This is a genomic window from Micrococcus terreus, assembly GCF_900116905.1.
GTDB classification, from domain to species: Bacteria; Actinomycetota; Actinomycetes; order Actinomycetales; family Micrococcaceae; genus Citricoccus; species Citricoccus terreus.
Window position 1 is genome coordinate 22092 of sequence record NZ_FPCG01000003.1, and the last position, 13285, is coordinate 35376.

The window sequence follows — 13285 nt, forward strand, 5'->3', positions numbered from 1 at the left end:
CATCAGGGTCCCGGCACGCAGGGGGAGAGCGGGCCATGAACCGACAGGCGAAGTCAGGCCGGGGGCTGGGACGGTGGCTGGTGGGGCGACGGATGACCACGGCCGTGGGCTGGACGGCCCTGGGGACGTTGCTGCTGCCCTTTCTGCTCGGCATCTGGGGCTATGTCACCCTGACGGCTCAGCCGCAGCACACGGTGCAGATCACCGTGGACGAGGGCCTTCCCTGGCAGATCACCCAGGCCACCGTGGACGCTGCCATGGCCGATGCCCCTGTGCGGTCCTGGGAACAGGTCACCCTTCGCGTGACGGACCAGTACTTCACCACGGCTCACCAGCGGCAGCAGGAGGGGACCGAAGGCTTCGGAGCTGACCTCATCCTCTCTGTTCACCCTGATCCGCTCTCCTCAGGTCTGTCCAGCCGAGAAGCGACCAACAGCGGGGTGGCGGCACATCCGGAGATGCCGACGTTCTGGCGTGAGTACGGCGGACCGGCCGATGAGGTCGCACGCCTGTACCGAGCCAACCTGGGTGTGGGCCAGGGGCCGTCAGGGGTGGTGGCCGCAGCACGGCACATCGGTGAACTGACCTACTCCGGCGCGCCGCGCGTGCCTGCCGCATGGATCGCCTGGACAGGGGGGACCGCTGCCGCGGCGCTGCTGCTCGGCACTGTCTGGGTGCGGCTGCATCGGCGGGACGCCGAGGTGCGTCGAGCCTTCCAGCGAGGACAGGCCGACCTCGCCCGGGTGCTCCTGGAGGAGGACGCGCTGGCGCTCACCCTGGTGGCTGTGCCCCCTCAGCAGCAGAAGCGTCACCCCGGCTATCAACGCCTGAGACGTCAGGTCACCGAGGGGACCACGCCGCTGGTGCGGCGCGAACAGAAGATCGCCGACGGCCTGGCCTCCACCGAACGCGAGGCCTGGAGCACCGCGGCTCGGGATGTGCCGGGATTCACGGCGCAGGCCCGACTGCTGGCCGAGCAGACCGAGGCACTCCTGGCCGCCGGTGAGGTGCTCACCGGTTCCCGGACAGGGCAGGGCGTCTTGGACCGAGTGGCCGACCCTCTCGTCACGGCGGCGAGGAGCCTGCAGGCGCGCCTGCGCACGGCGCCGCCAGGAACGGTCCAGCCCGGTCGACTGGACGAGTTGGACGAGGCGGTCCTCGCCCTGCTGGCCGTGGTCCAGAAGGACGCCCCGTCCGATGCGCCCGGCATCAGTGCCTCAGGTCGGAGCGATTGGGACCGGGCCGAGCGTCGGCTCACGGGAGTCGCACGAAGCATCAGATCCGACCTCGAACGATTCCCGCTCGGCCGCACGGCAGAACGAGAACCGAGTCACACATCGAGTGACACCCAGCTGCGGAACGGTCTGGGCCTGACGCTCCGCCAGGACGGAGGAGCCAGGCGCGCTCTGGCTCAGACCCAGGCCGTGGCGACCGCTCTGCTGGGAGAGCTGGAGGGCGCGATGTCCGCCCCGACGTCGAGTGCCGTTCGTTCTGACACCGGGGATTCACCCGCGACGCGCGGCGGTGGGCAGTGGTGGAAACGCTGGCGCGGGTCGGGCACCGTGATCGCTGCCGGCATGCTGCGCCGCGGTGGAGGGGCTGGGGTGCAGGGCCTCCGACTGACCGGACGGAGATGGCTGATGGCCACCCTGCTGAGCCTGGTGATCGCCCAGCCGCTGGCGGGCGCGTGGGCTGAACGGGCAACGCCCCATCAATCCTGGGACCTGCAGGGACGGGAGGCCATCCGCAGTCTGGTGGTGGATGGCCCGAACCTGGGCATCAGCCCTGAGCGGGTGCTGGACCGGATCGACGGCAGCTTCCCGGAGCAGCTGGACGTGGTCGTCGCCGTCCGCGCTGCGGAGGCCTATGTCACTCCCGAGCCGGTCGACGGGGAGCTGCACCCAGGAGACGTGGTGCATGCGGAGGTCCACTCGGTGATCGAGGGAGCGCAACGCATCCGTGCTGAGTTCCCCGAGCGGATCGACCCTGACACTGGGGAGCTGCTGACGGGGCAGGTGATCGTGCCGATCCTGGTCTGGGAGGACGGGCGTCGGTCCATGATGGACACCCAGCTGCCGCGACCACTGGTGGGAGGGCACGCCTTCAGCGGTGGGAATCCGGGGTTGCTGACCGGAGTGGAGGCGGTCTCGCTGGACGGGCGGGTGGCCAGCGCGCTCGCCGATGTCGCTCGAGACCTGCAGACCGATCCAGCGGACCTGGTGGAGGACCTCAGCGAGGAGAGCCTCCGGCTGCTGCTGACCCTGATGCTGACCGTGCTGATCCTGGCCCTGGCCGCCCTCGTGGAGTCGTTCGCGTCCTTCGCCTGGGGGCTGCGCGGCATCGGCTCGCTGAGCCGCTCTGGCCGTCGTCTGCGGACCGTGCGCCGGGAACTGGGACAGCTGCTGCTGGAGCTCGACCGCACCCGACTGGACCGCGTGGCCGTCCTGGGTGCCGGGCCCGCCGGCTCTCCGCAGGAGGCGGAGCAGAGACTCTACGAGCGGGCCCTGGACTCGGCCTGGCGTGATGCCGAGGACCTGGGCAACCTGACCATCGGCCAGCGGTTGCGTGGGGCGGCTGAACCGCGGTTGGAGCGTCTCGAACAGGCCGTGGCGCTGCTGCAGGATCGCGACAGCGATGTGGCGGATCGAGCCGCTCGAGTGCTGTCCCTGGCCCGCTGACGGGACGCTCGAAGAGCACCTGTGGGACAGGTCACCACGGGTCTGTGCGGCCGTCGGCGCGTGGTTAGACTGACCGGCGGCCCGGCGGGATCGCCGAGCGCACCCCACACCTCAGGAGCTGATCGTCATGTCATCCGCCGCCTTCCGCGGGATCTCCGTCCGCGCCGCCGCCCTCAGCGCCGTCGCCCTGTTGGCCCTGACCGGGTGCAGCGGAGGGTCTGACCAGGACGGCACCGAGCAGCCCACCGCAGCCTCGTCTTCGACCCAGGCCTCAGGCTCGGCCACCGAGGAGTCCACCGCAGAGACCGAGGCCCAGCCCGTCTCCTTCGAGCCCGGGGACTGCCTCACCGCCGACCCCGGCATCCGCAACGTCGCCTCCTTCCAGAAGGTGGACTGCGAGGGCGAGCACACGGCCGAGTACCTGTGGTCGGTGCCGGAGTCCGATCCGGCCGATGAGGACGCCCCGGACACCGAGGCCGCCTGCCGTGCCCAGACCGAGGAGTACCTGGACGAGGTCGATGTGCCGCTGACCGCCACCGAGCTGCGCAACGCGTCCGACCAGTCCCAGCACTGCATCGTCTACTCGGTCACCGACCCGTGGACCGGTCAGATCGTGGACGCCTCCGTCACCCTGGATGATGCCCTCGCCCAGCAGTGATCCATTCCGGCCGGTCCGGAGCTCCCCACCGGGAGACCGGACCGGCTGTCCGTCACGGGCATGCGCGTGAGACGACCTGCGTGCCGGGGCCGCGCTGCCTGACGGAGTGTCGGGCATCCGGCCCGGGACTGCCCCCGCGCGCAGCCCGGGACTAGGCTCTGGAATCATGAACGAGCCCGTCAGCATCAGCCCCCGCCCGGTCCTGGACACCCTGCCCGCCTACGCCGCAGGCAAGCCGCCGGCCGCCGTCGAGGGCCTGGTGGCCTACAAGCTGGCCTCCAATGAGAATCCCTACGGCCCTGTCCCTGCCGTGCGCGAGACGATCGCCGAGTTCGATGCGATCAGCCGCTACCCGGACCCGCTGGCCACGTTGCTGCGTGAACGCCTGGCCGAACACCTGGACGTGCCTGCCGCGGACATCGTCACCGGGGCCGGCTCCCTGGGCGCGCTGACCCAGATCATCAACACCTTCGCCGGCGCCCGCCCGGACGGCACCCAGGACGAGGTCATCTTCCCGTGGCGCTCGTTCGAGGCCTACCCGATCGTGGTGCGCACCTCCGGCGCGAAGGACGTGCAGGTCCCGCTGACCGAGGACTTCCGGCACGACCTGCAGGCCATGGCCGCCGCCATCAACGACCGCACCCGCGTCATCCTGCTGTGCACCCCCAACAACCCCACCGGGCCGATCCTGTCCACCGAAGAGGTGGAGGGCTTCCTGGCCCAGGTGCCCCCGCATGTGCTGGTGGTGATCGACGAGGCCTACCTGGAGTTCATCCGGGACGAGGGCGCCGTGGACGGGATCGAGATGTACCGCCGCCACCAGAACGTCGTGGTGCTGCGGACCTTCTCCAAGGCCCACGGCCTGGCCAACCTGCGGGTGGGCTACTCGGTCTCCCACCCCCACATCACCCAGTACCTGTGCGTGATCGCCACCCCCTTCGCCGTGTCCAGCCTGGCCGAGCGCTCGGCCGTGGCCTCCCTGGACCACCTGGACCAGGTGATGGAGCGCGTGGACCAGGTGGTCTCCGAGCGTGAGCGCGTGGTGCAGGGCCTGCAGGACGCCGGGTGGGACGTGCCGGACACCCAGGCCAACTTCGTCTGGCTGCCCCTGGGCGAGCGCACCCCGGAGTTCGTGGCCGCGGCCGAACGCCAGGCGCTGTCCGTGCGAGGCTTCGGCACCGAGGGCGTGCGGGTCTCGATCGGTGAGGTGGAGGCCAACACCCGGTTCCTGGAGCTGGTCCGCGCGTTCGGGGCCTGATCCGCGCCAGCCCGAGCCGGGACGTCTCGGCCCACGGGACCGTGCCGTCTTCTACTGAGGGGTAACACCCCGCGGGTCTAGTCTGGTTCCCGTGCCGGCGGCCCCTGTGCCGGTGCGGAAGGAGACTCCACGTGGAACAGCCGCGCCCCGGTGCGCCCGCAGCCCAGCTGCCGGAGGGCGCCGTCAGCCTTCTGGACCGCGAGGGGTCGTTGCAGCGCGATGAGCGCTTCGCCCGTTACCTGCCGTACCTGGACACTCTGATCGAGGACCGGATGCGCCAGATGTACCGGTGGATGGTCACCGAGCGTCGGCTGGACCGTGAGGCCACGTCCCTGCAGCGGCAGGGGCAGCTGGCCCTGTGGGTGCCGGCGATCGGTCAGGAGGGTGCCCAGGCCGGTGCCCTGGCCGCACTGCACCAGGACGACTGGATCTTCCCCACCTACCGTGAACACCTGATGGCCCTGGCCCGCGGGGTCACTCCGCGCCAGCTGCTGCTGCTCTTCCGCGGGGCGGCCCACGCCGGATGGGACGCCGAGCAGCACCGTGTCCAGCCCTACACCCTGGTGCTGGCCGCCCAGACCCTGCACGCCACCGGATACGCCTGGGGCATCGCGCGCGACCAGGCCGGCTGGGACCAGGACCGCCGCGCCCAGGACGGCCAGATCACCCTGGCCTGCTACGGGGACGGCGCGTCCTCGGAAGGCGACGTCCACGAGTCCATGGTGTTCGCCGCCAGCTACGACCTGCCCGTGGTCTTCTTCTGCCAGAACAACCACTGGGCGATCTCCGTGCCCTCCAGCACCCAGACCCGCGTCCCCCTGGCCCGCCGTGCGGCCGGCTACGGATTCGAGGGCGTCACCGTGGACGGCAACGACCCCCTGGCCGTGTACGCGGTGACCGCCTGGGCCGCCGAGCAGGCTCGCACCGGCGCCGGCCCCGTGCTGGTCGAGGCGGACACCTACCGCGTGGGCGCCCACACCACGGCGGACGACCCCACCAAATACCGCACCGCCGAGGAGGAGCAGGCCTTCGCCGCCCTGGATCCGCTCACCCGGTTCGAGACACACCTGCGCGCCACCGGTGTGCTGGACGACGCCTTCGCCGCAGAGGTCCACGACGAGGCTGAACAGCTGGCCGCCCAGACCCGCGAGGCCGTTCTCGGCATGACCCCGGAGACCATCGGCACCCTGGACGACGTCTTCGCCCACACCTACGCCGAGCCCCACCCGCTGATCGAGGAGGAACAGGCCTGGCACCACCAGTGGCAGGCCGGGTTCGCGGACCTGGAGAGCGCGCCGGAGGTCGCCGGTGGCGAGAGCACCGTCCCCGTGGACGGACCGGAGGGAGCACCCGCATGAGCACCAGCCAGATTCCCGACGGCGGCCACGTCGCCTCGAGCGCCCAGCAGCCCGTTCCGCAGACCGAGACCCTGACGATCGCCAAGGCGATCACCCGCGCGCTCGCCGACGAGCTCGCCGCGGATGAAAAGGTCCTGCTGATGGGCGAGGACATCGGTTCGCTGGGCGGGGTGTACCGCGTGACGGAGGGACTGAAGGCCACCTTCGGCGCCGACCGTGTGGTGGACTCGCCCCTGGCCGAATCCGGGATCATCGGCACCTCGATCGGCCTGGCCATGCGCGGCTACCGCCCGGTGGCGGAGATCCAGTTCGACGGCTTCGTCTTCCCCGGGTTCAACCAGATCACCACGCAGCTGGCCAAGATGCGCGCCCGTACCCAGGGCACCCGCGAGGTCCCGGTGACCATCCGCATCCCGTACGGCGGGGGCATTGGGTCCATCGAGCACCACTCGGAGTCGCCGGAGGCCCTGTTCACGCACACCCCCGGACTGCGCGTGATCACCCCGTCCAACGCGCATGACGCCTACTGGATGACCCGCCAGGCCATCCAGTGCCAGGACCCCGTGATCGTCTTCGAGCCCAAGCGCCGCTACTGGCTGCGCGGCGAGGTGGACACCAGCCCCGCCGCAGGCGACGCCCAGCCCAGCCCCTTCCGTGCGGTGACCGTGCGGCAGGGAAGCGATGCGACCGTCGTCGCGTGGGGGCCCTTGGTGCCGGTGGCCCTGGCCGCCGCGCAGGCCGCCGAGGAGGATGGCCGGTCCCTGGAGGTGATCGACCTGCGCTCGCTCTCCCCGGTGGACTTCGACGCCCTGCAGGCCTCCGTGGAGCGCACTGGACGCATGGTGATCGCCCATGAGGCGCCCACGTTCGGCGGGCTCGGCGGGGAGATCGCCGCGCGGCTGATGGAGCGTTCGTTCCTGCACCTGGAGGCCCCGATCCTGCGCGTCGGCGGCTTCCACCTGCCCTACCCGCCCTCCCGTGTGGAGGAGCACTACCTGCCGGACCTGGACCGGATCCTGGACGCCGTGGACCGGCTGTTCACGTACTGACGAGAAGTGAGACGAGAGAGCGCCATGGAGATCTTCACCCTTCCCGACGTCGGCGAGGGCCTGACCGAGGCCGAGATCACCGAGTGGAAGGTCGCCGTGGGGGACACGGTGGCCGTCAACGACGTCCTCTGCGAGATCGAGACCGCCAAGTCCCTGGTCGAGCTGCCCAGCCCGTATGCGGGCACGGTGCGTGAGCTGATGGTGCCGGTGGGCGAGACGGTCGAGGTCGGCACGCCGATCATCGGGATCGCCACGGACGGAGAGGCCGGCGCGGGGGAGAGCGGGCCGGGGGATGAGGCCGGCTCCAGCGAGCCTGCCGCCCCCACGGAGCCCCCGACGACGCCCGGCACCTCGGGCGATCAGGTCGCCTCGGTGAGTGGTCAGGTGAGTGGTCAGATGAGTGAGGCAGAGCAGGACGCCGGCTCCACGTCGCAGCCGGGGCAGCCGGTGCAGACGCAGGCCGCCCTGGTGGGCTCCGGTCCGAAGGCCGACCCGGTGAAGCGCCGGCCACGCACCAACCGTCCGGCCCCGGCGGCACAGCCCCCACATGCGAGCGCGACGAGCACCGCATCAGAGCCCGCGCCCACCCCTGCACCAGCGCGCGACGCCGCGCCCGCGCCTGCACCCGCACGCGAGGCCGCCTCCCAGACTCCCGCGTCCACGCACGAGGAGGGCACCGCTGAGCCCTCGGCGCTCACCCCACCCTCGTCGCCGAACCCACCCGCGGCACCCACCCCACCCCAGGCTCCCGTGGGCCGGGGCCGGAAGCTGCCGGCCGCCGTCGGGAATGCCGTGCAGGATGTGGCCGGACTCTGGTCCAAGGTGCTGGCCAAGCCGCCGGTGCGCCGGATCGCCAAGGAGCTGGGCGTGGACCTGACCCAGGTGCGCGCCACGGGTCAGCACGGGGAGATCACCCGGACCGACGTGGAGAACTACCTGGCAGAGCGGGACACATACATCGAGCAGTCCGGTGGGTTCTGGATGCCGGACAGCGGGGACAACGAGCACCGCACCGAGCGGATCAAGGTCAAGGGCGTGCGCCGGGCCACCGCGGCGGCCGTGGCGCAGTCCTACCGGGAGGCCCCGCACGTCTCGATCTTCGTGGACGTGGACGCCAGCCGGACCATGGAGTTCGTGCAGCGGCTGAAGAAGAACCCGGACTTCGAAGGAGTCAAGGTCACCCCGCTGCTGATCCTGGCCAAGGCCGTGATCTGGGCGGCCGCGCGGAACCCGCACGTCAACGCCACCTGGACGGACGAGGAGATCCTGGTCAAGCACTACATGAACCTGGGGATCGCGGCCGCCACGCCCCGGGGGCTGCTGGTGCCGAACATCAAGAACGCCAACGAGCTGTCCCTGCGTGAGCTGGCCGTGGAGCTGACCGCCCTGACCAAGCGGGCCCGGGACGGCAAGACCCAGCCGCGGGAGATGGCCGACGGCACCATCTCCATCACCAACATCGGGGCCCTGGGGATCGACATCGGCACGCCCATCATCAACCCGGGTGAGGTGGCGATCGTGGCGTTCGGGACCATCAAGCAGAAGCCGTGGGTGGTCTCCGGCGAGGTCATCCCGCGCTGGATCACCACCCTGGGCGGCTCGTTCGACCACCGCGTGGTGGACGGGGACCTCTCCGCGCGGTTCATGGCGGACGTGGCCGCGATCATGGAGGAGCCCGCGCTGCTGCTGGAGTGATGCCGGTACTCCGGGGCATCCTGTTGATCCAGAAGCAGTGGCGACCATGGACTCCCATGGTCGCCACTGCTTCTGGATCAACGTGGGTCCTGAGGTGGTCCGGCCCGCCCCGGGGCCGGCCGACCAGCGCTTCCCTGCATTGAGACGCTCGGCGTCTCGACCCAGATGTTCTGAGTATGGCCAATTGTTGATGATGTCAACTAGTGTGGGGTGGATCACCCCCACATCTGCATCGTCTCAGGAGTCGTCATGACCAGCATCACCCCTCGCGCATCCCGCCGCGCCCTCGCCCGCCGGTCCTTCATGGGCCTCACCGCCATGGCCGCCATCGCCTTCACCGCGGCCTGTGGATCCGGCTCACCTTCCGGCGGGGCCGGTGAGCAGTCCGGCTCGGGTGCCGCCGCCGAGGGCGAGCTGCAGACCGTCAACGTCGGCGTGATCCCCATTGTGGACACGGCGGCCATCTGGCTCGGTGAGGACGAGGGCATCTTCGAGAAGCACGGCCTGGACCTGGAGCTGCAGACGGCCTCCGGGGGTGCTGCGATCGTCCCGGGAGTGGTCTCCGGGGACTATGACTTCGCCTTCTCCAACCTCGTCTCGATCATGGTCGCCCAGGACAAGGGCATCGACCTGAAGGTCGTGGCCAACGGCGTGACTGCCGCGGACGGTGACGAGGACTTCGGGGCCGTCATGGTCAAGGACGACTCTCCCATCCAGTCCGCCAAGGACCTGGAGGGCAAGACCGTCTCGGTGAACAACCTCTCCAACATCGGCGACGTCACCATCAAGAGCGCCATCAAAGCCGACGGCGGTGACCCGTCCTCGGTGGAGTTCATGGAGATCGGCTTCCCGGACGCCCCCGCCGCGCTCGAGTCCGGCCAGGTGGACGCCGCATGGGTGCTGGAGCCCTTCCTGACCTCCGTCCTGGATCAGGGTGGTCGCGTGGTGGCCTACAACCACACCGCCATGGATCCCGAGCTGGACATCGCGGCCTACTTCACCAGCGCCCAGACCGCCGAGCAGGATCCGGAGCTGGTGCAGAAGTTCACTGACGCCATGAACGAGTCTCTGGAGTTCGCCCAGGCCAACCCGGACCGCGTGCGCGAGATCGTGGGCACCTACACCCAGATCGACGAGGAGACGCGCGAGAAGATGATCATGCCTCGCTTCAAGGCTGAGTTCAACGTCGAAGCCGATCAGAAGCTGGCCGACGCCGCCGCCGAGTATGGCGTGGTCGGCACGGCTCCGGACATGTCCGAGATGCTGCCCTGATCCACGGATCACCTCTGGAGGGTCAGCTCTCCTTCCCGACGGCGTCTCGGCGGGTGTTCTGAGGATCTCTCCTCGGGGCGCCCGCCGGGCCGGTCGTGGGCCCGCAGCCACGAGTCCGATCATTGAGACTCAGAACGATTGATCTCTTGAATGATTGATCCTGAGGCACTAGCCTGATTCCACCCTGTGGTGCACGTCACAGGGCATCCTTCCCCAGTCATCCCCACCAGTCTCGAGCGGAGCGACAGCACAGATGACGGACCAGACTTCCACCCCCGGTGCGCCGGACCCTCGTGGTCCTGGCGGTCCGGACCGAGAGACGGAGATCGAGCGGCTGCACCGCCTCGAGGCCTCGTCCGGTTCGGCTCGCCGCCGTGGCGACACTCGGCGGCACACGGACGCGGCCACGGTGGCCGCCCTTGACATCCCCACCCGTCCTGACGCCAATGCCCCGATCACCTCGGTGGCCCAGGCCGGAGCCACGGGTCGGGCCACCGGCATGGGTCCGGGTGTGGCCCGGCGTCGTGGCCGGCGCAGCTGGAGCATCAAGCTGCTGGGCTTGGCAGGCATCCTCGGGTTCCTGCTGACCTGGGAGCTGGTACCGCGGCTGGGCATCGTGGACGCGCGGTTCATGCCGCCGGCCTCGGAGGCCATCGCCGCGCTGTTCCGCAACTTCGGACTGACCGCGTTCTGGGAGGCCGTGGGGGACACCATGCTCGCCTGGGCCCTGGGCATGCTGATCGCCGTCTCGCTGGCCGCGGTGCTGGGGTTCATCATCGGCTCCTCCACCTTCCTGCGTCGGTTCACCAACTCCACGATCGAGTTCATGCGGCCGGTGCCCTCGGTGGCGCTGATCCCGCTGGCGGTGCTGCTGTTCGGCGTGAAGATCGAGTCCTCGCTGATGCTGATCGTCTACGCCTCGTTCTGGCAGGTGCTGATCCAGGTGCTGTACGGGGTGGCTGATGTGGACAACGTGGCCATGAACACGGCCCGTTCCTACGGTCTGGGTCCGTTCGCCCGGCTGCGCTATGTCATCTTCCCCACCACGTTGCCGTACCTGATGACCGGTGTGCGTCTGGCGGCGGCCGTGGCGCTGATCCTGGCGGTGACCGCTCAGCTGATCATCGGCACCCCGGGTCTGGGCAATGAGATCGCCAAGGCCCAGTCCGGCGGGGCCACGGCCGCCATGTACGCCCTGGTGCTGGCCACCGGCCTGCTGGGCGTGATCATCAATCTGGTCATGCGGGTGATCGAGCGACGTGTGCTGGCCTGGCACTCCTCGGTCCGGACGGAGGTCGCCAAGTGAAGTACCTGAAGGGATTCCTCTACATCGTCGCTCTGCCGGTGATCCTGCTGAGCATCTGGTTCTTCGCCACCACCGGTGAGCCGAACTTCTTCGTTCCCACCCCGGCCGTGCTGGCCGAGGCCTTTGGGGAGACCTGGACCTGGGACCGGATGACCACGGACGTCTTCCCGTCCCTGGGCCGTCTGGCCGTGGGCATCGTCTGCTCGATCCTGATCGGGATCGTCGGCGGTCTGCTGATCGGCTCGATCCGCTGGCTGCGCGCCCTGCTGGAGCCGACCATGGAGTTCTTCCGGGCCATCCCTCCCACCGTGCTGATCCCGGTGCTGATGCTGCTGGTCGGTGTGGGCGATGAGATGAAGGTCGCGGTGATCATCTTCGGCGCGGTCTGGCCGATCCTGCTGAACACCATCGAGGGCGTGCGCTCCATGGACGAGGTTCTGGCCGACACCACGCACACCTATGGGATCACCGGGTTCAACCGGGTCCGCTACCTGATCCTGCCCTCGGCCATGCCCCAGATCATGGCCGGCATCCGCCAGTCCCTCTCGATCGCCCTGATCCTGATGGTGATCTCGGAGATGTTCGCCTCCTCCTCGGGCCTGGGCTTCGCGATCGTGCAGTTCCAGCGTTCCTTCGCCATCCCGGAGATGTGGTCCGGCATCGTCGTGCTGGGCCTGATCGGCGTGACCATGTCGTTCATCTTCCAGGCCGTCGAGCGCGTGGTGCTGCGCTGGTACCACGGACTGAGGGAGATCGAGAATGCAGCCTGAGCCCAGCCCCCATCCTGACCAGACCTCCATCCCCACCCCTGAAGGGACCCCCTCCATGAGCACGGAGAACACTCCCGGCGCCTCCTCCGAGCACGTCGCCGGCTCCTCGGCCGCAGACCTGACCGCCTCGCCCGCCACCTCCACCACCGGCCAGCCCGACGGCGGCTCCCTCGCCTCGGGTGCTCCGGTCACCGATCGCCCTGCCGCACCGGCAGGGGAGTCTGAGGTGGTGAACCAGGGCAGCGTCCAGGAGACGGCCGACGGCCTGCTGCCGGTGGGTCGCACTCAGCCGGACGGGGAGGCGATGCTCTCGGTGCGGAATCTGAAGAAGGTCTACCACACCGACGGCGGCGACATCGAGGCCGTCCGCAACCTCACCTTCGACCTGCCCCAGGGCGAGCTGGCCTGCCTGGTGGGCCCCTCGGGTTCGGGCAAGACCACCCTGCTCAAGTGCATCTCCGGACTGCTGGCACCGACCTCCGGTGAGGTGATGCTGCATGGCAAGAAGGTCACCGGTCCGCCCAAGTCCATGGCCGTGGTCTTCCAGGAGTACGGCCGGTCCCTGTTCCCGTGGATGCGGGTGCGGGACAACGTGGAGCTGCCCCTGAAGAACCAGGGTGTGGACAAGGCCAAGCGGGACGAGCTCGTGGACAACGCACTGGAGGCCGTCGGCCTGGCCCATGTGCCCAAGTCCTACCCCTGGCAGCTCTCCGGCGGCATGCAGCAGCGCGTGGCGATCGCCCGTGCGGTGGCCTACCAGCCTGAGGTGCTGCTGATGGACGAGCCCTTCGCCGCCGTGGACGCCCAGACCCGTGCTGACCTGGAGGACCTGGTGCGCCGGGTCTGGAAGCAGCTGGGCGTCTCGGTGCTGTTCGTCACCCACGACATCGATGAGTCCGTGTACCTGGGCCAGCGCGTGATCATCCTGTCCTCCTCGCCCACCGTGGTCCAGCAGGACGTGCTGGTGGACCTGCCCGACGAGCGCGACCAGCTCGAGACCCGCTCCTCGCAGCGGTTCTCCGAGCTGCGCCACCACGTCTACGAGCAGATCCAGCTGGCCAAGAAGGGCTTCCGCCCCGAGGACAGCCTCCAGGCCGGATCCGGCCACCGCGGCTGACCCGAGCCACCCGGCGCTCCGGGGCATCCTGTTGATCCAGAAGCAGTGGCGACCATGGGAGTCCATGGTCGCCACTGCTTCTGAATCGGCGCGTGTCCTGAGCTGGTCCGGCCCCGCCCCGCAC

The 13285-nt window shown here is 69.6% G+C and carries 10 protein-coding genes; all 10 read left to right on the top strand.

Going from position 1 to position 13285, the window contains the following annotated elements; all coding sequences use genetic code 11:
- Positions 1-35: 35 nt before the first annotated feature.
- The 10 genes from BM355_RS04540 (at position 36) to BM355_RS04585 (ending at position 13161) form a co-directional block, all read left to right on the top strand.
- A complete protein-coding gene (locus tag BM355_RS04540; RefSeq protein WP_143109420.1) occupies positions 36-2678 on the top strand; it encodes a hypothetical protein in 2643 nt (880 codons plus the stop codon).
- A gap of 127 nt (positions 2679-2805) precedes the next feature.
- A complete protein-coding gene (locus tag BM355_RS04545; protein WP_091695485.1) occupies positions 2806-3336 on the top strand; it encodes a septum formation family protein in 531 nt (176 codons plus the stop codon).
- A 166-nt stretch (positions 3337-3502) separates the two neighbouring features.
- On the top strand, positions 3503-4594 hold the full coding sequence (locus BM355_RS04550; RefSeq protein WP_091695487.1) for a histidinol-phosphate transaminase: 1092 nt from the start codon (positions 3503-3505) through the stop codon (positions 4592-4594).
- 131 nt (positions 4595-4725) lie between these two features.
- Entirely contained in the window at positions 4726-5952 is a 1227-nt protein-coding gene (locus BM355_RS04555; RefSeq protein WP_245760599.1) for a thiamine pyrophosphate-dependent enzyme, read from the top strand.
- Entirely contained in the window at positions 5949-7001 is a 1053-nt protein-coding gene (locus tag BM355_RS04560; protein ID WP_091695490.1) for an alpha-ketoacid dehydrogenase subunit beta, read from the top strand. Before BM355_RS04555 ends, BM355_RS04560 begins: the two co-directional genes overlap by 4 nt.
- 24 nt (positions 7002-7025) lie before the next feature.
- Positions 7026-8696, top strand: coding sequence for a dihydrolipoamide acetyltransferase family protein (locus tag BM355_RS04565; protein ID WP_091695494.1), 1671 nt, complete (start codon positions 7026-7028; stop codon positions 8694-8696).
- 249 nt (positions 8697-8945) lie between these two features.
- Positions 8946-9968, top strand: coding sequence for an ABC transporter substrate-binding protein (locus BM355_RS04570; RefSeq protein WP_218154307.1), 1023 nt, complete (start codon positions 8946-8948; stop codon positions 9966-9968).
- A 499-nt stretch (positions 9969-10467) separates the two neighbouring features.
- Complete coding sequence (locus BM355_RS04575) at positions 10468-11274, top strand: ABC transporter permease (RefSeq protein WP_091696013.1); 807 nt, start codon at positions 10468-10470, stop codon at positions 11272-11274.
- Positions 11271-12044 carry an ABC transporter permease gene (locus BM355_RS04580; protein WP_091695497.1) on the top strand — a complete coding sequence of 258 codons (774 nt, stop codon included), beginning with the start codon at positions 11271-11273 and terminating at the stop codon, positions 12042-12044. Before BM355_RS04575 ends, BM355_RS04580 begins: the two co-directional genes overlap by 4 nt.
- Before the next feature lie 304 nt (positions 12045-12348).
- Positions 12349-13161 (top strand): ABC transporter ATP-binding protein, encoded by an 813-nt coding sequence (locus tag BM355_RS04585; protein WP_091696016.1) that lies wholly within the window; start codon positions 12349-12351, stop codon positions 13159-13161.
- Positions 13162-13285 lie beyond the last annotated feature (124 nt).